The 22545-nt window shown below is 63.2% G+C and carries 19 protein-coding genes and 1 pseudogene; 14 read left to right on the top strand and 6 right to left on the bottom strand.

The window, feature by feature from the left end:
* Positions 1-60: 60 nt before the first annotated feature.
* On the top strand, positions 61-894 hold the full coding sequence (locus HHL08_RS19425; protein WP_169574672.1) for a helix-turn-helix transcriptional regulator: 834 nt from the start codon (positions 61-63) through the stop codon (positions 892-894).
* A gap of 10 nt (positions 895-904) precedes the next feature.
* Here HHL08_RS19425 and HHL08_RS19420 read toward each other — a convergent pair whose 3' ends face one another.
* The 4 genes from HHL08_RS19420 to HHL08_RS19405 form a co-directional block, all read right to left on the bottom strand.
* Positions 905-1186 carry a hypothetical protein gene (locus HHL08_RS19420; protein WP_235955165.1) on the bottom strand — a complete coding sequence of 94 codons (282 nt, stop codon included), beginning with the start codon at positions 1184-1186 and terminating at the stop codon, positions 905-907.
* Between the two features lie 32 nt (positions 1187-1218).
* Complete coding sequence (locus HHL08_RS19415; RefSeq protein ID WP_169574671.1) at positions 1219-1890, bottom strand: DUF4197 domain-containing protein; 672 nt, start codon at positions 1888-1890, stop codon at positions 1219-1221.
* A 149-nt stretch (positions 1891-2039) separates the two neighbouring features.
* A complete protein-coding gene (locus HHL08_RS19410; RefSeq protein WP_169574670.1) occupies positions 2040-2459 on the bottom strand; it encodes an acyl-CoA thioesterase in 420 nt (139 codons plus the stop codon).
* Entirely contained in the window at positions 2456-3127 is a 672-nt protein-coding gene (locus HHL08_RS19405) for a glutathione S-transferase family protein (RefSeq protein ID WP_235955164.1), read from the bottom strand. The genes HHL08_RS19410 and HHL08_RS19405 overlap by 4 nt, the downstream gene beginning before the upstream one ends.
* A gap of 215 nt (positions 3128-3342) precedes the next feature.
* Here HHL08_RS19405 and HHL08_RS19400 point away from each other — a divergent pair, with 215 nt between their 5' ends.
* The 6 genes from HHL08_RS19400 to HHL08_RS19375 all read left to right on the top strand — a co-directional run bounded on the left by HHL08_RS19400 (position 3343) and on the right by HHL08_RS19375 (position 10731).
* Complete coding sequence (locus HHL08_RS19400; protein WP_169574669.1) at positions 3343-4095, top strand: glutathione S-transferase family protein; 753 nt, start codon at positions 3343-3345, stop codon at positions 4093-4095.
* A gap of 3 nt (positions 4096-4098) precedes the next feature.
* Entirely contained in the window at positions 4099-4920 is an 822-nt protein-coding gene (locus tag HHL08_RS19395; protein ID WP_235955163.1) for a glutathione S-transferase family protein, read from the top strand.
* A gap of 10 nt (positions 4921-4930) precedes the next feature.
* Positions 4931-6367, top strand: coding sequence for an aldehyde dehydrogenase family protein (locus HHL08_RS19390; RefSeq protein ID WP_169574668.1), 1437 nt, complete (start codon positions 4931-4933; stop codon positions 6365-6367).
* Positions 6367-7278 carry a CmcJ/NvfI family oxidoreductase gene (locus tag HHL08_RS19385; protein WP_169574667.1) on the top strand — a complete coding sequence of 304 codons (912 nt, stop codon included), beginning with the start codon at positions 6367-6369 and terminating at the stop codon, positions 7276-7278. Before HHL08_RS19390 ends, HHL08_RS19385 begins: the two co-directional genes overlap by 1 nt.
* A 589-nt stretch (positions 7279-7867) precedes the next feature.
* Positions 7868-9100, top strand: a complete 1233-nt coding sequence (locus tag HHL08_RS19380) for an MFS transporter (RefSeq protein ID WP_235955162.1) — start codon at positions 7868-7870, stop codon at positions 9098-9100.
* Entirely contained in the window at positions 9097-10731 is a 1635-nt protein-coding gene (locus HHL08_RS19375) for a glycoside hydrolase family 43 protein (RefSeq protein ID WP_169574665.1), read from the top strand. Before HHL08_RS19380 ends, HHL08_RS19375 begins: the two co-directional genes overlap by 4 nt.
* On the opposite strand, the gene HHL08_RS19370 is transcribed toward HHL08_RS19375, so the two are convergent.
* A complete protein-coding gene (locus HHL08_RS19370) occupies positions 10692-11738 on the bottom strand; it encodes a LacI family DNA-binding transcriptional regulator (RefSeq protein WP_169574664.1) in 1047 nt (348 codons plus the stop codon). The two genes, HHL08_RS19375 and HHL08_RS19370, sit on opposite strands and share 40 nt — an antisense overlap.
* A 250-nt stretch (positions 11739-11988) precedes the next feature.
* Between HHL08_RS19370 and HHL08_RS19365 the strand changes: the two genes are divergently transcribed.
* The 7 genes and pseudogenes from HHL08_RS19365 (at position 11989) to HHL08_RS19340 (ending at position 21320) form a co-directional block, all read left to right on the top strand.
* Positions 11989-13662 carry a glycoside hydrolase family 43 protein gene (locus HHL08_RS19365; protein WP_235955161.1) on the top strand — a complete coding sequence of 558 codons (1674 nt, stop codon included), beginning with the start codon at positions 11989-11991 and terminating at the stop codon, positions 13660-13662.
* Between the two features lie 11 nt (positions 13663-13673).
* Positions 13674-15242 (top strand): glycoside hydrolase family 43 protein, encoded by a 1569-nt coding sequence (locus tag HHL08_RS19360; RefSeq protein WP_169574663.1) that lies wholly within the window; start codon positions 13674-13676, stop codon positions 15240-15242.
* A complete protein-coding gene (locus tag HHL08_RS19355; protein WP_235955160.1) occupies positions 15239-17425 on the top strand; it encodes a glycoside hydrolase family 95 protein in 2187 nt (728 codons plus the stop codon). Before HHL08_RS19360 ends, HHL08_RS19355 begins: the two co-directional genes overlap by 4 nt.
* Positions 17322-17579 carry a glycoside hydrolase family 95-like protein gene (locus tag HHL08_RS26170; RefSeq protein ID WP_328804701.1) on the top strand — a complete coding sequence of 86 codons (258 nt, stop codon included), beginning with the start codon at positions 17322-17324 and terminating at the stop codon, positions 17577-17579. The genes HHL08_RS19355 and HHL08_RS26170 overlap by 104 nt, the downstream gene beginning before the upstream one ends.
* On the top strand, positions 17576-19489 hold the full coding sequence (locus HHL08_RS19350; protein ID WP_169574662.1) for an NPCBM/NEW2 domain-containing protein: 1914 nt from the start codon (positions 17576-17578) through the stop codon (positions 19487-19489). The genes HHL08_RS26170 and HHL08_RS19350 overlap by 4 nt, the downstream gene beginning before the upstream one ends.
* 334 nt (positions 19490-19823) lie before the next feature.
* Positions 19824-20551, top strand: a pseudogene (locus HHL08_RS19345) (SDR family NAD(P)-dependent oxidoreductase).
* A 13-nt stretch (positions 20552-20564) separates the two neighbouring features.
* Positions 20565-21320 (top strand): ThuA domain-containing protein, encoded by a 756-nt coding sequence (locus HHL08_RS19340; RefSeq protein ID WP_169574661.1) that lies wholly within the window; start codon positions 20565-20567, stop codon positions 21318-21320.
* Between the two features lie 21 nt (positions 21321-21341).
* Here the strand turns inward: HHL08_RS19340 and HHL08_RS19335 are convergent, their stop codons facing one another.
* Complete coding sequence (locus HHL08_RS19335) at positions 21342-22544, bottom strand: FAD-dependent oxidoreductase (RefSeq protein ID WP_169574660.1); 1203 nt, start codon at positions 22542-22544, stop codon at positions 21342-21344.
* Position 22545 lies beyond the last annotated feature (1 nt).

Genomic DNA, 22545 nt, shown 5'->3' with positions numbered 1-22545 from the left:
AGGAGACGGCCCGCAAGAAGGCCGTAGGATGTCCCATCATTGCGAGTAACTGGATAAGGCATGGCACAACGGGAAGAATTGTCGCGGTTCCTGAAAGCTGCGCGGGCGAAGCTGGCGCCGATCGAAGTCGGCCTGCCGCCGGGCGAACGCCGCCGCACGCGCGGGCTTCGGCGGGAAGAGGTGGCGACGCTGGCGGGAATGAGCGTCACCTGGTACACATGGTTCGAGCAGGGGCGGGAGGTCCAGTTATCCGCGCCGATGCTGGAGCGATTGAGCCGCACGCTGCGCCTCAGCGCCAATGAGCGCGAATTTCTCTTCGCCCTGGCGCAGCATCGGCCGCCGCCGCTGGCGCGCCGCCCCGACGAAACGATCCATGCCGGCACCCAGCATCTGATGGACGCGCTGTCGATTCCCGCGCTGGTGATCGTGGAGGATTGGACCGTGATCGGCTGGAACCGGCTGGTCGGCCGGGCCTTTCGCGATTACAGTCAAATGCCGCGCGAAGAGCGCAACTTGTTCCGCATTCTGATGCTGAACCCGCGCTATCGCGCCGACCCGGACAAGTTTCAGGACATGTGCCGGCGGCTGATCGCCCGCTTCAAATGGGACTATAGCCGCACCGCCCAGCCGGAGGTGTTCGAGGGCATCATCGCCGACATGATGGACCAGTCCGAATTTTTCCGCCGCTATTGGCAGGAATCGGAAATCATGGCCCATTTCGAGGACACGAACATCGCCGATATGCCCGGCGTTGGCGAAATCATGTTCCGCCACACCAGCTATGCGATCGAGGAAGCACCGGGCCAGCGCCTGCTTCTCTTCGCGCCGCTGGACGATGTCAGCGCCGCGCGGCTGGCCAAGCTGGTTGAAGAGACGGAGGTCGAGGCCGCCTGACCAGCGAGGCTCAGTTGGTTTCGCGCTTCAGCCGTTCGGCCAGGGCCGCGATCTCGTCCGGCTCCAGCAGCCAGGTGCGCGTCTTGCGCCCTTCGCGATGGACAGGCTGGGTCAGCAGCACACGCGCGTGCACCTTGGCTTCGGCCTTGTAGAGGCCAAAATGAACGGCGCAGTCGCGAATCGTGCCGATCAGCGGCGGCTTGCCGTCCAGGTCGATCATGGTCGCGGGCTGATCCCAGGGGATGGCGGCGACACCGGGATATTTCTGTTCCATGGGACGAAGCGACACCATTTCTCGGCGTCGAAATCAAGACCTATCGAAGCCTATCGCAGCAAGGCCATCAGGATCGGGTCGCGCGTCGCACCCGGATCGCGGCGAATCTCCGCCTCTTCCCGCCCGATTGCGCGGAAGATGGCGTCGCCGATCTGGCCGGACACATTATCGGCCAGCGCCGCATAGTCCCGGCCCCCGCTGGCCGAGAGCGCGGCGGACAGCATTTCGAACATGTCGGACCGCAGCGCGCGCGACGCGCCGGGCAGCAGCGCCTCGACCACCGATCCGCGCGCTTCGCGCGCCAGCAGGTCGGTCGCCGCCGTCGGGCCGCCACGCAGCACCGACACCGCATCGGCCAGCGTCATGCGCTGCACCGCATCCATCACGATCGGCGTGGCATTGTCGGCCAGATCCACCGCCACATCGTTGAGCGATCGCGCGACCTGATTACGCACCGCGTTGGTGCGCAACAAGGCGGAGAGCACCGCGCCGCCCCTGCCCCCGCTCAGGTCCGGCGGGACGATCCGCGTCAGTTGGTCGTCATAAAATCCCCCCGGTTCGGTCAGCCGGGCAAAGGCCCGCTCGCTCGACAGTTGTAGCAGCCGTCGCACCGCATCCTCGACCGAATAGCGGCCCATCGGGGTCGCGCAGGCCGCCAGCGGCAGCAGCGCCAAGGCCGCGATCAGGCTGCGCCTGTCGGAAAGTCCGAATGATTGCTCCATGCCGCATCTCCCTTTTCTCGGCGGATGCTATGGCGTGGTCAGGCTTGCCGGGTGCTGAACGTAGATAAAGCGATGTCGTGCTCCCGCGTAGGCGGGAGCCTAGTTCAGACGGCAGGACTGGGTTCCCGCCTGCGCGGGAAAACAAACCACTATATAAAGAGTGCCCGCACCGAATCCGGCACCCGCTCCGCCCGCAATCCGCCCGGTCGGCTGGCATCGGGCGCGGTCCATACCCGCTTTTCGACACATTCCACGCACAGGCGCCCGTCCAGCGACAATCGGTGCGTCACGGTGAAACTGCTGTTGCCGAACAGGGGGGCGTCCGCCTCCACCAGCACATCGTCGCCATAAGCAGTCGGCACGAAGAAACGCGCCGATACATCGACCATCGGGAATCCGGCGAAGGGCATGGTCGCCAGCATCTCCCGCTTCTTGGGCAGGCCAGCCTGTTCGAACAGCAACATCGTGCTTTCGCCGAAAATGTCGAAATAGCGCGGCGCGTGGACGATACCGGCCGGGTCGCAATGACCCCATTCGATGCGGACGATCCGCTGGAAGAAAGCGTTCACGCGAGAATGGTCTTTCCCTGTTTGGTCGTTTTTTCCGCCATTTCCGCGTCAGTCGGCGGTGTGGGGATAAGAAGCCCGCGCTGCACCGCGGGCCGCACTGAAATCCTGTCGAACCAGCGCTGAAGATGGGGGAAGCCGCCCATGTCGACGCCGGCCCACTCATGGCCGCGCACCCAGGGGAAGCAGGCGATATCGGCGATCGAATAGTCGCCGACCAGATAGTCGCGTATCGACAGGTGCGCGTCCATCACGCCGAACAGGCGCTGGCTCTCCCGCACATAGCGGTCGATCACCGACGGCAATTTCTCGTCGAAATAGCGGTTGAAGACGGTCGCCTGTCCCATCATCGGGCCAAGTCCCGACATCTGCCACATCACCCACTGGATCACGCGGCTGCGGTCCTGCGCGTCCGTGGGAATGAAACGGCCGAACTTTTCCGCCAGATAGAGCAGGATCGCACCGGATTCGAAGATGGCGAAGTCCCCCGCGTCATGATCGACCAGCGTCGGGATGCGGCCATTGGGGTTGAGCGCGACATACCAGTCCTGCTTCTGCACCCGGTCGGTCAGCGCAATCGGCGTCACCTTATAAGGCTCGCCTAGCTCCTCCAGCAGGATCGAGACTTTCCAGCCGTTGGGCGTCTCAGACGTCAGCAGTTCCAGCATCATTCTCTCCGGCTTTTCTTGCGTCACTCAAAGCAAAGCCTTTCTATCACCGCAAGACGAGTGGCGGCGCTATCATTGCCACTGACAGGTTGAGCGGCCCGGATTACCGGGTAGTGCCGCTGATAGTATCGACAGACGACTTGCGGCCTGCTCGATCGGCGGCCAATTTCATCACCGAAGGCGCACCAGACGCCACAACGATAAGGTGAGGATAGCGCATGTTGACGCTCTACAGCTTCGGTCCGGCCGCCAACTCCATGAAACCGCTGCTGGCCCTGTATGAAAAGGGGCTGGAGTTTACGCCCCGCTTCGTCGATCCGACCCGCTTCGAACATCATGAGGACTGGTTCAAGGCGATCAATCCGCGCGGCCAGGTGCCCGCGCTGGACCATGACGGCCATATCATCACTGAATCGACGGTGATCTGCGAGTATCTGGAGGATGCCTTTCCCGATGCTGTCCGCTTGCGCCCGGCCGATCCGGTGCGGATTGCGGAGATGCGCGTCTGGACCAAGTGGGTGGACGAATATTTCTGCTGGTGCGTGTCGACCATCGGCTGGGAACGGATGATCGGCCCGATGGCGCGCAAATTGTCGGACGAAGAGTTCGAGGAGAAGCTGAAACATATCCCGATCCCCGAACAGCAGGCCAAGTGGCGCAGCGCCCGCGCGGGCTTCCCCAAAGAGGTGCTGGATGAGGAAATGCGCAAGATCCGCGTGTCGGTGGATCGGCTGGAACGGCGCCTGTCGCAAAGCCTCTGGCTGGCAGGGGAGGATTATACGCTGGCCGATATCTGCAATTTCGCGATCGCGAACGGGATGCAGTTCGGTTATGCCGACATCGTCAACAAGGAGGCGACGCCGCATCTGGTCGCCTGGATCGAGCGCATCGCCGCCCGTCCCGCGGCCCAGGCCATGTTCGCCAAATCCAAGAGCGAGATGCCGGCCCGTACCACCGCGACGGCGGCCTGATCCATGGGCTGGCAGGACGAACCCGCCGCCGGGCAATTGCGCATGTATCATATTCCCGGCTGCCCCTTTTCCGAACGGATCGAGTTGCTGCTCGACCTGAAGGGGTTGCACGGCATCATGGCCGATCATGAGATCGACATATCGCAGCCGCGCCCCGACTGGCTGCTTGCCAAGACGCGCGGGACCACGGCTTTGCCCGCGCTGGAGCTGGAAAATGGCGCGACGTTGAAGGAAAGCATGGTCATCATGCGCTATGTCGAGGATCGATACCCCGATCCGCTGGTGGCGCGCCAAGACCCTTACGAACATGCGGTCGAAGCGATGCTGTGCGCGACCGACGGCCAATTTACCGGCGCGGGCTATCGCATGATCCTGAACCGCGACCCGGCCAGGCGCGACGAGCATAAGGCGGAGGTGGACGCCCAATATGCGCGGCTGGACGATTATCTGCGCCATTATGCGCCCGACGGCGACTATCTGTTCGACCGCTTCGGCTGGGCCGAAGTCGCCTTCACCCCGATGTTCAAGCGGCTCTGGTTCCTCGACTATTATGAGGCCTATCAGATCCCGCAGCACCTGACCCGGCTGCTGCGCTGGCGCGAGGCGTGCCTGTCGCACCCCGTAGCGCAGCGCCACCATGGCCATCGCGAACTGATGACGCTCTATTATGATTATAGCCAGGGCGGCGGCAATGGTCGCCTGCCCGATGGGCGCGCCATCTCCAGCTTCGCCCTCGACCCGCCCTGGGACAGCCGCCCGCTGCCGCCCCGCGACAAATGGGGCGTCCCCGCCACCGACGCCGATCTCGGCCTTCTTCCCGCATAAGGATTTTCCCATGCCCAATACGATGCAACATTATATCGACGGCCATTGGATCGACAGCCAGGGCGGCCGGACCGTCCCCGTCATCAATCCGGCCACCGACCAGAGCGCCGCCGACCTGATCCTGGGCACCGCCGCCGATGTCGACGCCGCCGTCGTCGCGGCTCGGCGCGCATTCGAAACATTTTCGCTGACCAGCCGCGAGGAGCGCGTCGCGCTGCTCGAACGGATCGTCGCCGAATATCAAAAGCGCGTCCCCGACATCGCCCGCGCCATCGCCACCGAAATGGGCTGCCCCATTTCCATCGCCCAGACGGCGCAAGCCGGATCGGGCCTGGGCCATCTGGGTCAAGCGCTCAATGCGCTCAAAAATTACGAATTTTCCGAGAAGATCGGCGATAATAGGGTGGTGCGCGAGCCGATCGGCGTAGTCGCGCTCATCACGCCCTGGAACTGGCCGATGAACCAGATCGTCGCCAAGGTCGGCCCGGCTCTCGCGGCCGGCTGCACGATGATCCTCAAGCCCTCCGAGGAAGCGCCGAGCTGCGCCGCCATCTTTGCCGAGATATTGGACGCGGCCGGCGTGCCGCCCGGCGTCTTCAACCTGGTGCAGGGTGATGGCGAAGGCGTGGGCACCGCGCTCGCCCAACATCCCGACATCGACATGGTGAGCTTCACCGGCTCCACCCGCGCGGGCATCATGGTCGCCAAGAATGCCGCCGACACCGTCAAGCGCGTCGCGCAGGAACTGGGCGGCAAGTCACCCAACATCATTTTGGAAGGCACGCCGCTCGACAAGGCGCTGCCTGGCGGAGTGGGCGGCGTGCTGCTCAACAGCGGCCAGAGCTGCGTCGCGCCCACCCGGATGCTGGTCCACAAGTCCCAGCATGACGAAGCGGCGGAAAAGGTCGGCGCGATGTTCGCCGCCAAGAAGGTCGGCGATCCGCTGAGCGAGGGCGATCATATCGGCCCGGTCGTCAGCCAACGCCAGTGGGACCGCATCCAGGGCCTGATCCAGACCGGCATCGACGAAGGCGCCACCCTCGTCACCGGCGGCACCGGCCGTCCCGAAGGGATGGACGCGGGCAGCTATGTCCGCCCCACCGTCTTCGCCAACGTCACGCCCGACATGACGATCGCCAAGGAGGAGATTTTCGGCCCCGTCCTGGTCCTCATGCCCTATGAAGATGATGAGGACGCGATCCGCATCGCCAATGACACGCCCTATGGGCTGGGTGCCTATATTGCGGGCGACCCCGCCCATGCGCGCAAGTTCGTCAGCCGCATCCGCGCGGGCGCGGTGTTCGTCAATGCTGGCGGGCTGGCCATGGACATGCCGTTTGGCGGCTACAAGCAGTCGGGGAATGGCCGCGAATTTGGCAGGTTCGGGCTGGAGGAGTTTCTGGAGGTGAAATCGGTCATTGGCGCGCTTCCAGAGGAAGTCGACTGATGGCCAGCCTGCCGATCGCAGCCGATGTCGAGGACAGCGCGCGGCAGGTGCCCGCGCTGATCCGCTATCTGGACGAAGGCGATTTCGTCACGCGGCGCTATGTGTCGCGCGGGGTCGAGATCAACACCGGCACCTATAACGACCATCGCATGATGGTGCGCGACGGGATGCCGATCCGCGATCATTTCGACTTCGACACCCATGGCTTCATGTTGGGCAAGCATCGCAGCGCGATCGCTGATTTTTTTGACAAGGAAGAGGTCGATCGCCTGTACCTGCGCGAATGTGAAGAGGCGATCCGCGCGCTCACAGGCGCAACCTGCGTGGCGGCGGGCGGCTGGATGATCCGGACATCGGCCGATCTGACCGCCCGCGCGCAGGAGAAGGTGGAGAATTACCGACACGAAGGCGGCATCCAGCCGCCTGCGGGCGAGGCCCATGTCGATTATAATGAAATCACCGGCCGCCGCGCGGCAGAGCGCGCCTATGCCGCCGCTTTCCCCGATGGGCCGGGCTATACACGCTATGTCTGCGTCAGCTTCTGGCGCACCTTCACGCCCGGCCCGCAGGACTGGCCGCTGGCGGTGTGCGACGGCCGCACCGTGTCGGACGAGGAAGCGACGTCGAACACCTTGTTCGTCGTGGACGAATTTCCCGCCGGCGACGCGCTGACGGCCCCGGTCGCAGGCGAGGACCAGATGATCGCCGCGTCCATTTTCCGCCATCGGGACCGGCATCGCTGGTGGTATTTTTCGAACATGGCGGCGGACGACGTACTGCTGTTCAAATTTCAGGACAGCGACCATGATGTGACCTGGCGCTGTCCGCATACGGCCTTTCATGACAGCAGTTTGCCGGACACTAAGACGCGCTCCAGCATAGAAGTGCGAGCTGTGGCGTTTTTCCAATAGCCTGCATCATTGCTACCAGCGCGTAGCAATGGTTTTGTGGGCAATTTGGACCGAACGCCACTTGCATCGATGACTTCTTGGCCTCGGGCGGCCACTAGCGTTTGAAACGGAGCGGCGTGGTCAGCCGATATGCGCCTTGTGCCAGCGACACGGTGACATCATGATCGCAATTGCGCGTCCACACCGCCTGCTGCGCGCGGACCAGCAGGCGAGGACCGCGCCTATCGTAAACCACTTCATCCTCTCACGCCGCGATTTTTGGCGGTCGTGCAGTTTGCAAATCTATGGAGTGGGGAACACGACCCTATCTTTGCGGATCAGGGTCCACAAAAGCGCCTCTCTCGTCGATCATGTTAAAGACATGGCAAAAATTCAGTTAGCGCTAACAACATCTATTGATCTTGCCGCTGTTTATTGTCAATAGTTTAACAAAAGCGATAAGATGAGGATGTCATATGGTGCAAAACCTAGCGTCATTTCGTGCCTGGGCGCGCCCGGATGCCCGGCGACGGGTGACAGCCCGACTGGCCTCGCCGCATGCCGTGAGGGATGTTAACGCTATCTACGCTTTAGCGTCATGACTGGCCCTATGGGTAAAGTCAGATGGACCATCATCGGCCTGTTCGTCGGGGCCATGGTCATCAACTATCTGTCGCGCTCCGTCCTGGGCGTTGCTGCGCCGGTCATTTTGTCGGAACAGTCCATAACCAGCGTTGAATATGGCTGGATCACCAGCGCCTTCCAGCTTGGCGTGATGTTCCAGCCAGCCGCCGGCTATTTCCTCGACAGCGTGGGGCTGCGCATCGGTTTTGGTGTTTGCGTCGCCGCCTGGTCGATCATCACCATGGCGCATGGCTTCGTAAACGGCTGGTTCGGCTTTGCAGCGTTGCGCGGCCTGCTGGGCCTGGCGGAAGGCTCCGCCCAGCCCGCCGGTCAAAAACTCGTCGCGGAGTGGTTTCCGTCCAAGGAACGCGGCCTGGCAGGCGGCGTGTACAATATCGGCGCCTCGTTCGGCGCGGTGTTTGCCCCGCCCCTGGTGGCATGGGCCGTCATGATGCACAGTTGGCGACTGGCGTTCGTGATCGCCGGGGCCATCGGGCTGGTCTGGGCCTTACTCTGGCTATTTTATTATGACAGCCCCGCGCGCCACCCGCGCCTGACCACGCAGGAACGCGACTATATCGCCAATGGACAGGAAGCCCGGCTCGCGCCGCAGGCGACACGCGCCTCCATGCTGTCGCTGCTACGTCGGCGCGACCTTTGGGGGATCGCCCTGCCCCGGATGCTGGCCGACCCGGTATGGGGTATGTTGTCCTTCTGGATGCCGCTCTATCTGGCGCGGGTCCGCGGCTTCGACCTCGCGCAGATTGCCCTCTTTGCATGGCTGCCCTTTCTTGCCGCGGATCTGGGATGTCTGTTCGGCCCGGCCGTCGTCAGCTTTCTGCAACGGCGCAAGGTCGACCTGATCGATGCCCGACGTTGGACCTTCACCTTGGGCGCGGTGATGATGACCGGCATGGCCTTTGTCGGCATGGCGACGAACCCCTATGCGGCCATCGCTTTGCTGTGCCTGGGCGGGTTTGCGCATCAGACGCTGTCGGTCACCGTCATCACGATGGCGTCGGACCTCTTCCCGCGCAATGTCGTGGCCACCGCCGCTGGCCTCGCCGGTCTGGCGGGCAATCTGGGCGTCCTTATCTTCACCCTGCTGCTGGGCCAGATGGTCGATCAGGTCGGCTATGGGCCATTTTTCGTCATCCTTGGCGTCCTCGACCTTCTGGGCGCTCTTCTCCTGTGGACATTGGTGCGCAAACCCGCATGACCGTCATCTCCAATCCGATCCTTCCGGGTTTTAATCCTGACCCCTCGATCCTGCGGGTGGGCGATGATTTCTACATCGCGACATCGACCTTCGAATGGTATCCGGGCGTGCAGATCCACCATAGTCGCGATCTCAAACATTGGCGGCTGGTGGCCCGACCGCTGGCGCGGGCGTCGCAACTGGACATGCGCGGCGCGCCGGATTCCTGCGGGGTGTGGGCGCCCGATCTCAGCTATGCCGACGGCCGCTTCTGGCTGATCTTCACCGACGTCAAACGCTATGGCGTGACGACGGTCAACGGGGCCAGGGGGGCGTCCCTGCGCGACTTCCCCAACTATGTCGTCCATTGCGACCATGTCGACGGCGACTGGTCGGACGCCACCCACCTCAACAGCAGCGGCTTTGACCCCGCCTTGTTCCATGACGAGGACGGCCGCAGCTGGATGTTGAACATGCTGTGGGACCACCGCCCCGGTCGCGGCCGTTTCGCGGGCATCCAGATACAGCTATTTGATCGCGCCGCCTTGAAACTCGTCGGCGAACCCCATCTGATTTTCAAGGGAACCGATCTGGGCTTTACCGAAGGCCCCCACATCTACAAGCGCGACGAATGGTATCATCTGCTGGTGGCCGAAGGCGGCACAGGGTGGGATCATGCGGTCGTCATGGCTCGTTCCTGCGACCTGCTCGGCCCCTATGAAGTGCATCCCGATGGCGTGGTGCTGACGGCTTCCGGCAATCGTCACGGGCCGCTGACCCGCACAGGCCATGGCGACTTGGTCGAACTACAGGACGGCACGCCCTGGCTCACCTATCTGTGCGGCCGCCCCGTTCCAGAAAAGGCGCGCTGCATCCTGGGCCGCGAGACCGCGATACAGCCGATGCGATGGCATGATGATGGATGGCTGCGCACGCTGGACGGAGACGCTAAGCCGATGGAGGCACCCCGCGCACCCGACCTGCCGCCAATGCCCTGGCCTCAGAACAGGTGGAACGGGCGTTTCGATCGCGATAGCCTGCCCCCTGAATTTCAGTGGTTGCGCACGCCCATGCCGGAACGCCTCTTCAGCCTATTCGACCGGCCCGGTTTCCTGCGACTGTACGGCCGGGAAACCGTCGGCAGTCATTTCGAGCAGGCGCTCGTCGCGCGGCGGCTGGAGCATCGGCGCTTCACCGCGACGACATGCCTGGACTTTGCGCCGCGCTGCTTCCAGCAGGCTGCGGGCCTGATCCTCTACTATAACAGCACCAAATATTATTATCTGAGCATCAGCGTGGAAGAAGGCGCACGCGAACTGCAATTGATGATCGCGTCGCCCGAACTGGCCGAAAGCGTCACGATAGAGGGCGTCGGACCGCTGCCCGAAGGACCGATCGAACTGAGAGCGCAAGGCGATGGCGACGCCCTGATCTTCAGCTGGCGGAGCGAAGAGTCATCCGTCTGGCAGATTCTCCCGCACAGGCTGGACGGGACCATCCTTTCGGATGAGGTTACCTTTCCCGGCCTTCCCAATTTCACGGGCACTTTCGTCGGCATGGCCTGTCAGGATGCGTCCGGCATGGCGACCCCGGCCGATTTCGCCTGGTTCCTCTATGAAGGCGGCGACGACAGATGCGCGCCGGTCGATTGACGCTCCACGATCCTGTGATCGAGGATGATTTCGCGCGGCACGCGCGACTTGCCCTTTTTCGCAGCGATTTCGGCGATCAGCAGGCTCAGCGCTTCGGCCGCCAGTGCGCGCACGGGCTGATGCACCGTGGTCAAGGGTGGCCAGAGCGTGCTCGCCAGGGTCGTATCGTCGAAGCCAGCCACGGTGAGTTCGCTCGGCACGTCCAGATGCCGCCGATGCGCGACCGAAACGACCGCGGCGGCCATGTCGTCATTGCTTGCGAAGATGGCGGTGGGCCGCTTTGGCAAGGCCAGCAGATACTCGGCCGCGGCCAGTCCCGAACCATAAGTGAAGTCGCCCTGGACAACCTGAACTTCCACCCCGCCGGTTTCGCGAACCGCGGCGTAGAATCCAGCCATCCGTTCGGCACTCGCCGCTTGGTCGGGATTGCCCAAGATGAAGCCCAGTTGGCGGTGCCCCAGATCCAGCAGCAACCGGGTCATCTGATAGGATGCCGCGCGATCGTCGATCCGCACGCAGATCGTGCCGGGCGACTGATAGGCACCCACGGCCGCCATGGCGCATCCCGCATCGCGCAGCACCCGCAGCACGTCGGGCGCCTCGCCCAGCGGGGGCGCCAGCAACGCGCCACTCAGCCCGGATGCGACCAGATCTTCAATGGCTTCCACGGGCGGAGGTCGCCCGCCCTCTCCTTTCAGCAACATCAGCCTGACGCCACGCGACGACGCCTCCTCGAAAACGCCGGTCAAAAACTCGCTCATGAACGCGGCGCTCGCATTGGAATAGATAATGCCGATCCGCAATTCCGTCGAGTTCACCAGATTGCGCGCCGCGACATTGGGCGTATAGGAAAGCACCTTGATCGCCTCCTCGACGGCCGCGCGCGTTTCCGCGCTGACGCCGGAACGCCCATTGATGACGCGCGATACCGTCATCGATGATACGCCGGCACGCTTGGCAACATCCACGATCGTCGCACCACGCCCGACCTGCTGCGATCTTGCCATGCTTTTCCTTGTACGCCCGCTATGCGATCAGCCGACCTAAAACATGGACAGGCATAGGCAAAGCGGGAAATAGGCCCGCCGCTCCGCATGCCTCGCGTCAGTCCTTGATCCATTGTCAGGGAGAGTCTGCATCACGACCCGAAATCCATAAAAATAAACGCCGCTTGCAACGAACATTCATAGCAGATTATGTTAGCGCTAACTAAAGATGCAGCGCGACGAAGCGCGGCAGTTGAAGGAGAGATTGATCATGACCCGCTGGACCTTGCCCCTCTCTGCGCTCATGCCTTCGATACTGTCTCTCTCGCTGTTCGCCGCCCCGGCGCAGGCCGCCCCGGCGCTCTTCGAACGCTTCGCCTATGAAGGGCAGTCGGCGGAAAAGGTCGTGGTCAAACCGGGCGAATATCGCAATCCGATCCTGACCGGCTATTATCCCGACCCGTCGGTTACGCGCGTGGGCGACGATTATTATCTCGTCAATTCCTCCTTCGCCCATTATCCTGGCCTGCCGATCTTCAAATCGAAGGATCTGGTCAACTGGACCCAGATCGCCAACGCGATTAACCGGCCGGAACAGTTGAACTTCAATGGCCGGCGCATCTCGCAAGCGGTGTTTGCGCCAGACATCAGCTATCACGACGGCACCTTCTACATCGTCAACACCTGCGTCGAATGTAAGGGCAATTTCGTCATTACCGCCAAAGACCCCGCCGGTCCCTGGTCCGACCCGATCTGGTTGCCGTTCGAAGGGATCGACCCGTCCATCTATTGGGAGGGCGACAAGGCCTATATCGTCAACAACCGCGCGCCCGATGAAAAGCCCCGCTATGATGGACACCGCGCGATCTGGATGCAGGAATATGACTGGCGCGCGGGCAAGATGGTGGGGGAGAGCACCCAGCTCATCAACGGCGGCGTCGATATTACCAAGAGGCCGGTCTGGATCGAAGGACCGCATATCTTCCGCAAGGACGGCTATTATTATCTGACCGCGGCCGAAGGCGGCACCAGCGTCAATCATTCGCAGGTCGTCTTCCGCTCGAACGGCATGCGCGGCCCCTATATCCCGTTTGAGGGCGACCCGATCCTTACCCAGCGCGATCTTGATCCTGCGCGGCCCGAGATGATCGGGTCGGCGGGCCATGCCGAACTGGTCCAGACGCAAAATGGCGACTGGTGGGCGACCTTCCTGGCTGTCCGCCCCTATGATGCCGACGATCATTATAATATCGGCCGTGAAACCTTTTTGTTGCCGGTGGAGTGGAAGGACGGCTGGCCGATCATCCTGCCGCGCGGGCAGGCGATCCCCCATACCCTCAAGGCCCCCAATCTGCCGGCGCAGCCCAAGCCTGCGCTGCCCACCAGCGGCGACTTTACCTATGTTGAGGAGTTTGACGGCGCAGCGCTACCGGTGGAATGGATCGGCATCCGCATCCCGCAAAAGCCCTTCTATCATCTCGCGGGCGGCGCGCTGGCGCTGGAAAGCGGCGCACCGATCGGCGATCTGAACGGCGTTCCCGCCTTCATCGGACGGCGGCAACAGCATAGCAATGCCACCTTCTCCACCACGCTGCGCTACACGCCGGCCAAGGATGGCGACCGCGCCGGCCTTGCCGCCGTGCAGAGCGACCGCAGCAACCTCTTCTTCGGCCTCACCCGGATCGCGGGCAAGCCGGTGGTCGCCCTGTACACACGCGACGCGGCCGATACCGACACGCTGGTCGCCTCCGCGCCCCTCACCACCAGCGGCCCTATAACCCTCACCATTCGCGCGACCGGCAGGACGATCGCATTCGATTATGGCGTCGGCGGCGGCATGAAGACGTTGAAGGACGGCGTCGACGCCACCCTGCTCAGTACGAAGAAGGCAGGCGGCTTCGTCGGCACGGTCGTTGGCCCCTATCACTATAGCCCGGCCAACTAAGGAGCGCCGCCATGATCCGCCCCGCGACCCTTGGCTTCGCCCTCGCCACCGGCCTGATCGCCGCGGCCCTGCCCGCACAGGTCTGGCGCTCTGATCAGGGCGACGGCACCTATCGCAACCCGGTGCTGTTCGCCGATTATCCCGATCCCGACATCATTCGCGTGGGCGAGGATTTCTATTTCGTTTCTACCATCTTCGCCAATGCGCCCGGCGTCACCATCCTCCATTCGAAGGATCTGGTGAACTGGCGTATCGCGACCCATGTGGTCGATTGGCTCGATGGCGACCCGCGCTATGACCTCAAGGACGGCGGCGACTATCGTCGCGGTTTTTACGCCGCCAGCCTGCGCCGTCACAAGGGGCTATTCTACCTCGCCGTCACCCCGGTCGGGCACAAGACGCGCATCTACCGGTCCGCCAGGATCGACGGACCATGGACCTATAAGGAACTGGGCCGCGAAGCCTTCGATCCCGCCTTGTTCATCGACGCGGATGGCACCGCCTATCTCGGCACCTCGATCGGCATGGACGGCACGGTCACGCTGCTGACCCTCAACGAGGATCTATCCGCCGTCACCGCCGCGAAAGTCACCTATTATAACAAGGGCGCGGAAGGATCGAAGATCATCCGCCACAACGGCTTCTACTATCTCTTCAACGCCATCCCGGGCAAGCTGGCGATGACTATATCGCGCTCGCGCAGCTTGTGGGGACCGTGGGAAACCAAGCCGTCGATCGACGACAAGACCGGCGGCCATCAGGGCGCTATAGTCGATATGCCGGACGGCAGCTGGTATGGCTTCGTCATGGTAGACGCGGGCGCGATCGGCCGCATGACCAACATCAGCCCGATTTTCTGGAAAGACGGTTGGCCCTGGTGGGGCACGCCGGACAAGCCCGATTTCGTGCCCGACCGGTCGCCCAAGCCGATTGCCGGTCATGCTTTCGCCGAACCACCCTCGTCGGATGATTTCTCCGCTCCGACACTCGGCTTGCAATGGCAGTGGAATCATAATCCCGACGACAGTAAATGGTCTCTGACGCAGCGCCCCGGCTTCCTGCGCCTGCATGCGACCCAGGCGGACGGCATCTGGACCGCCCGCAACACGCTGACGCAAAAGGCGCAGGGGCCGATGATGCGCGCCATCGTGAAGCTCGACATGGCCGGCATCGAGGCGGGCGACGTTTGCGGTCTTGGCAGTTTCGGGAAGTATAACGCGCAACTGTCGGTCGTCGGCAGCGTGAAGGGCGCGCGATCGCTGCGGATGCAGCTGACCGAAAGCACGCAGAACGGCCCCCGCACCGACATCCGTGTCCCCGCCATTCCCGTTACCGGCCGCACCCTCTGGCTGCGCGCGGACATGGATTTCCAGACGCAACAGGGCCGCGTCGGCTACAGCCTTGACAACCGGACATGGCAAGACGTCGGCGACGCCTTTCCGCTCGCGTTCGACTGGCGCACCGGCACGTTCCAGGGCCAGCAAATCGCGATCTCCTGCTATAACCCAGCCCCCACCGGCGGCTATCTCGATGTCGACAACTTCACCCTTGCGCCGCTGTCAGTCGGCGTGCAGCCATGACCTTCAGCCGTCGCGAAACCATGGCCGCCATGGCGGTCGGCACCGCCGCACTCGCGGCAGCACGACCGACGGGTGCGGCGCCCGACACGCCGGCCCCGGCAGCGCTATGGTATGGCCAACCCTCCACGGAATGGACCAAGGCGCTACCCATCGGCAACGGACGGCTGGGCGCGATGATATTCGGCGGCATCGGCCAGGAACGGCTGCAACTCAACGAAAGCACGCTCTGGGCGGGTCAGCCCTATGATCCGGTAAATCCACAGGCAGAGGCGATGCTGCCCAAAGTGCGCGACCTGATCTTCGCAGGAAAAATCGCGGAGGCCGAGGCGCTGGCCAACCAGACTTTGATGGCCAAGCCGCTGACGCAGATGCCCTATCAGACGCTGGGCGACCTGATCCTCGATTTCCCCAACCTGGGCGAAGCCAGCGCCTATCGCCGCGAGCTTGATCTCGACAAAGCGATCGCGACCACCCGGTTCGACGCGAACGGCGTCACCCATGTCCGTCAGGTCGTCGCGTCCCCAGCCGACCAGCTCATCGCGGTCAGCCTGACCGCCAGCAGGGCTGGCAAAATCGATGTCGATATCGCCTTGCGCTCACCCCAGCGAGATGTTCAGGTGATGGCGGACGGCCCCGCCGGACTGCTCCTCACTGGCCGCAACGGCGCATCCAAGGGGATCGAAGGCAATCTCCGCTTCGCCGCGCGCCTGGCGACGCAGATCAACGGCGGAGGCGCAACGCACAGCGCCGACGGCCGCCTTAGCATCCGCGGCGCAACGTCCGTCACCCTGCTCATCGCCATGGCGACCAGCCACAAGCGCTTCGATGACGTCAGCGGCGATCCGCTCGCCACCACCGCCGCCACTTTGGCCAGGGTCAAGCGCCACCCCTTCGCCCGCATCGCCGCCGATACCGCCGCCGCGCACCAGAGGCTGTTCCGCCGCGTCGCCCTCGACCTGGGTGCCACGCCCGCCGCGCAGATGCCCACAGATCAGCGCATCGCCGCCTCCCAGACCAGCGACGATCCAGCGCTTGCCGCACTCTATTTCGACTATGCCCGCTATCTGCTGATCTGCTCGTCCCGTCCGGGTGGCCAGCCCGCCAATTTGCAGGGCCTCTGGAACGACAGCCCGTCGCCCCCTTGGGGGTCCAAATATACGATCAACATCAACACCCAGATGAATTATTGGCCGGCCGAGCCGACGGCGCTGGGCGAATGTGTCGCCCCGCTTGTGGAGATGGCCCACGACCTCGCCATTACGGGCGAACGCACCGCCAGGACCATGTATGGCGCACGCGGCTGGGTCACGCATCATAACACCGACCTGTGGCGCGCCACCGCACCGATCGACGGCGCGGAATTCGGCCTTTGGCCCACCGGCGGCGCTTGGCTTTGCACCCATTTATGGGACCATTATGACTATGGCCGCGATCGCGACTATCTGGCGTCCATCTACCCCTTAATGGCCGGAGCCGCGCGCTTCTTCCTTGACACGCTCCAGTGCGATCCGACCACTGGCTTCCTCGTCACCAACCCGTCGATGAGCCCTGAAAATCCGCATGGCCATGGCGGCACGCTCTGCGCCGGGCCAACGATGGACATGGGCATTTTGCGCGATCTCTTCACACAGACGATCAAAGCCGCCACCCTCTTGAATATCGACGCCTCCCTGGTCGCCGAAGCGCGCGCCGCGCACGACAATCTCGCGCCTTATAAAATCGGTCATCAGGGCCAGTTGCAGGAATGGCAGCGGGATTGGGACGCCGACGCGCCCGAACAGAACCACCGCCACGTCTCCCACCTTTATGGGCTGTACCCGTCGCACCAGATCACGCCCGACGGCACGCCCGATCTTGCCGCCGCCGCACGCCGCACACTGGAAATACGCGGCGACCGTGCGACCGGCTGGGCGACCGCCTGGCGCATCAACCTGTGGGCGCGCCTGCGCGAAGGCGACCATGCGCATGACATCCTGCGCTTCCTGCTCGGCCCGGACCGCACCTATCCCAATATGTGCGACGCCCACCCGCCCCTTTCAGATCGACGGCAATTTCGGTGGCGCGGCGGGCATCGTCGCCATGCTGATGGACAGCCATGGCGACGTCATCGATCTGCTGCCGGCGCTGCCGAAAGCCTGGCCAACCGGCAGGATCACCGGCCTGCGCGCGCGCGGTCGCTGTAGCATCGACCTCTACTGGCGGGACGGCGGCCTCGATCGCGCCATCCTGCACCCCGAACTGCCCGGCCCACGCACCGTCCGCCTTGCCGACAAACGCCACATCTTGATACTCAAGGCCGGTACGCCAGCCTCCCTGACTCTCAAGGACTTCGCATGACCCTCCGCCATCATCTCCTGCCTGTGATCGCTCTGTGCGCCAGCACCAGCCTATGGGCGCAAACCCCTGCCTCCAACGCTGTCGATCCACTGGCCCCCACCGGCCGCTGGAGCGCCTATCAAGTCGGCAGCGCCCAGTTGCCGCCGATGGGCTGGAACAGCTGGAACGCCTTCTTCACCGAAATCGACGAGGAGAAACTGCTCGGTTCCGCCCAGCGCATCGTCGAAACAGGCCTGGCGAAGAAAGGCTATCGCTTCATCAATATCGACGATGGATGGTGGCTGAAACGCCGCACCAGCGACAACAAGCTTATCATCCGCGCCGACAAATTTCCCTCGGCCCGCACGGGGAAGGGCGATCCCTCCTTCCGTCCCCTGACCGACACACTCCATGCCATGGGTTTCAAGGCTGGCATCTATTCCGACCTCGGCCGCAATAGCTGCTCGCAGGCCTATTCGGACGGCCCCGCCCAACTGCCCGAAGGCACGGTCGCCGAGCGGGAAGTCGGGCTATATGGGCATAGCGACCAGGACATCCGCCTCTTTTTCGCCGACTGGGGCTTCGACGCGATCAAGGTCGACGGATGCGGCATCCGCGCATTCGCCGCCGATGCGGAGCGTGTCCGCAGCGGCCAGTTCCGCGCCCTCCCGCCGCTCATCGACCAGCACAGCATCACCCGATCGGACATCCCGGCCGTCAAATCGCTCTTTGCCGACATCAACCAATCGCTCGCCAAATATAATCCCGACGGCGACTATATGCTCTCGCTCTGCATCTGGGGCAGCGCCAATGTCCGATCCTGGGGCAAGGATGTCGGCAGCATATCGCGCACCAGCGACGACATATCACCAGACTGGGGCCGAATGCTCACCAACTATGACAGCGCTGTGCGCCGCGCGCTCTACGCGCATCCGGGCAGTTGGAACGATCCCGATATGCTCTTCATCGGCAAGGGCGATTTCGATGCCGATCATCTGACCGAAGCCCGGTCGCATTTCGCCCTCTGGGCGATGATGAACGCGCCGCTGCTGATTGGCTCGGACCTGCGGACCACGCCTCAGCCGCTGCTCGATATTTTCGGCAATGCGGAACTGATCGCGCTCAACCAGGATACCGCCGGCAATCAGGCGACCGTCGCCTTCGACAGCGATGGTTTCCAGATTCTGGTCAAGACGCTGGCCAATGGCGACAAGGCCGTCGCCCTGTTCAACCGGGGACTGTCCGCCGTGGACGCGGTGCTGACCGCCGATCATCTGAAGTTCCGCGCCGACCGCCCCATCGCCCTGTCCAATCTGTGGACGGGCGCAAAAAGCGACTTCATCCAGGAAACGACGCTGCGGGTCGAAGCGCGCCAGACCCTGGTCTTCCGCGCGAAGGGCGACCGCATCCTGGCCGACGGCCTGTATCTGTCGGAACAGCCCGGCACCGTGAACCCGGCGGTCGATGGGGTGACGCAGCCCGAACCCGATCCCACCATCTATCGGTCGATAACCGGCTGGCGCGGCACGCGCGGGATTGGCGAGCGCCCCATGTACGCCGGATGGGGTGGCGCGATGGCCGATGCGACCCCCTATAATCAGGCGCTTGTCGTTGCCGGTCACACCTTCGCTTCGGGCGTGGGCATCCTGGCCAACTCGCGGCTGGAGGTGCGCAACAAGGGCTTTGCCCGCTTCACGGCATCGGTCGGCGTGGACGACAGCGCCCGCGATGGCGATCAGCCGGTGCGCTTTTTCCTCTATGGCGACGGCAAGGCGCTCGCCAGCACGCCACCGCTGCGCCGCGGCGCGCCGGCCCGACCGTTGGCAGCGGACGTCAAGGGGGTCGCCATCCTCGAACTGGTCGCCCTTGCGGATGGTGTGACGGGCAACGCCGTCCCCGTGACATGGGGCGACGCGGCCCTGCGCCACTGACAAGGATTATGGCGGGAGTGCCGATTAACTATGGGGAGCCAGTCGTCCAAGCGCCCGCGCGCGCCGACCGTAAAACAGCTCGAACAAAGGGCCAGCCATCATGGTTGTCACGATGGCTGCCACCATTTATAGGGCAGGGATTGCTCATCCGCCCCTGTCAATTCCATGGGGTCCGCGCCACGCATCTACACTGTCGGAAACACCAGTGCAGATAGCGGCCGACGCCTCTAAGATGGACAGCGAAGGCGACAGTATGAAGCCCATTTTCAAGCTGCCATGCCGGCATGGAAAGGAATGATGCAATGGATCTGGGTCTGAAGGGCAAGAAGGCCATATTGGTCGGGCCAGCCACGGCATTGGCCTCGCCACCGCCCATGCGCTGGCGGCCGAGGGCGTTGACATCGCGCTTTGCTCCCGATCGCAGGGTAGCGTCGATGCTGCACTGGCGGCGCTGGGCACCCATGGCGTCGCATTGGTGGGTGGCGCGGTCGATGTGACCGATGCGCAGGCGCACAGCGCGTGGATCGCGTCGGCTGCCGATCAGCTGGGCGGTTGCGACATCTTCATCCCCTTCACCTCCGCCAATAGCGGTGTCGATGACGAGGATGGGTGGCGCGCCGTCTTCGATGCCGACACGCTCCCGTTGATGCGCGGTGTTCAGGTCGCCCTGCCCTTCCTGCAAAAATCGGACAGCGGTTCCATCGTCACAATCTCTTGAACTGCCGCAGTGGAGGAATTTATGGGGCCGGGCGCGTATAATGCGCTCAAGGCCGCGACGATCAATTATACCGCCGCGCTGGCCCAGAAATTCGCGCCGGACGGCATCCGCGTGAATTGCATCACGCCGGGACCGGTTGAGATGGAGGGGCACGCCTGGGACCAGATCAAGCAGGGCATGCCCGATTTCTATGAGCAATGCTCAAGCAAATCCCGCTCGGCCGCATGGGCAATGGCGAAGAGATTGCCAAGGCGATCGCTTTCGTCGCCTCCCCCGTCTGCGGTTATCTGACCGGTGCCAATCTGGTGATCGACGGCGGCTTTACCAAGCGTGTCCAATATTGAGCGGATAGCCGACATGACCGACGACCATCCCAAATGGATCGACTGCGTCCCGATCGCGGGCGGCCTCTATCACGACATCGACTTCGCCCGGCTGGAACTGCTCAAGCTGTTGGGCGAGGACGAGCATATCCGAACGCGCGTGTTCGAAAATTACGACAATATCGACGCCATCGTCCAGGCCGACTTTCTCATCACCTACACTTGCGACGTCATCCCTTCTCTCGAAGCGCAGGAGGCATTGCGCGACTGGGTGAAGGGTGGCGGACGCTGGTATGCGCTGCATGGGACCAATTCGGTCCTGCGCCTGTTCGACAATGGGCTTTACGGCAGCCCGCGCTGGGCACCGCTGTTCATGGAAACGCTGGGCAGCCAGTTCATCGCCCACCCGCCCATCGTGCCCTATAGCGTGACCATCGCCGATCCCGACCATGTGATCACGCCCGGAATCGGGGCGTTCGAAACCACCGACGAACTCTATCTGATGGAGTGCCATGGCGACCTGCACGTCCTGCTCGAAACCGAATTTGCAGGCGAAGCGACCGGCTTCGACGAGGCCGATTGGGCGCTGGACAAGCATCCGGTCCTCTACATCAAACGGCAGAATAAGGGCGCGGTCCTCTACAACACGCTGGGCCATTGCCAAGGCCATTATGACATGCAACCCCATCTCGACTACTGGCCGACCGTGGATCGCTGCGCCTGGGATCTGCCGGTCTTCTACGATCTTCTCAGGCGCGGCATCGACTGGGCGAAGGAAAGCCGCGCCTAGATTTCGGGAAGAGGTAAAATCTTACTGAATATGCTGTTCGCGCTCCAGTGATCGGATCATCGCCTGGTTCATCATATATTCGCGGCGCAATTCGCGATCACAGGCCAATTTTTCCATATACAATTCTTGCGCGCTGGGTCCGTCTGTATCGGACGCTTCCATTGCCTTCTTGTTCTTGATCGTCTGCGCCTGCACAAATTCCGACGCGATCGTGCGCCGCTGGCGATCATATAGGCCAAGGCGTTCGTCTGACTGTCCCCCATCCAGCAGGATGTCGCGCAGCTTGTCGGTCAGGTTCCAGGCATCGTGAATGCCCGAATTCATGCCAAAGCCGCCCAGCGGATTATTGAGATGCGCGGCATCGCCGGCCAGCACCACACGGCCCTGGTGGAAATTGCGGGCCACCCGCTGATGCACCCGGTACAAGGTGCGGTGATAGGTCTGCACCGCCTCGCCATCAGGGACCAGCCCTGCGAACACCGCCGACTTCTTGGCATCGGACAGCAGCATCGCGTCGCTTTCCTGCTCGTGCGATGGCACCAGCACGCGCCACAGCGTCGGCACGCGCAGCAACACGCACCATTCGGCGGCATCGGACATATAGCTGACATTGGCCAGATTGTCATAATGCTGCTCGACCGGATAGGCCGTCGACAGCGTCAGGAACCGTTCGGGATAGGTGAAACCGTCAAACTCCACGCCCATCCATTTGCGCACGGTCGAACTCGCCCCGTCCGCCCCGACCAGATAGTCGCAGCGATAGGTTTTGATCGCCAGCGGCCCTTCGACATGCACGGTCACGCCATCGCCATCCTGCGCGTAGGACAGCAATTGATGCTGAAACAGCACCTGGCCATGGGGATGATTGGCCAGCCGTCCGGTCAACATCCGCGCCAGCTTATATTGCTCGCATTGCAACCGGTAGGGATGGGGCGTCATGTCGGCAATGTCGGCCATGTCCAGGCTGATGACATTGCCGCTGCGCCGGTTGCGATATTGATAGACCGGCGCCTTCAGCCCGTCGGCCAGCAATTCGCCCAGCACCCCCAGCTCCTCCATCATCGCCAGCGTCGGCGGATGGAAGGTGGATGCGCGCATATCCTCCGCGCAATGGGTGGCCGGTTCCACCAGTACGACATCGATGCCCATTTCCGCCAGTCGATAGGCGATAACCGCGCCAACCGGCCCGGCCCCCGCGACGAGGACACGTGTTCTTTCGGTCATA

The organism is Sphingobium psychrophilum (assembly GCF_012927105.1).
GTDB classification, from domain to species: domain Bacteria; phylum Pseudomonadota; class Alphaproteobacteria; order Sphingomonadales; family Sphingomonadaceae; genus Sphingobium; species Sphingobium psychrophilum.
This window is presented reverse-complemented; position numbering and strand designations above follow the sequence as displayed.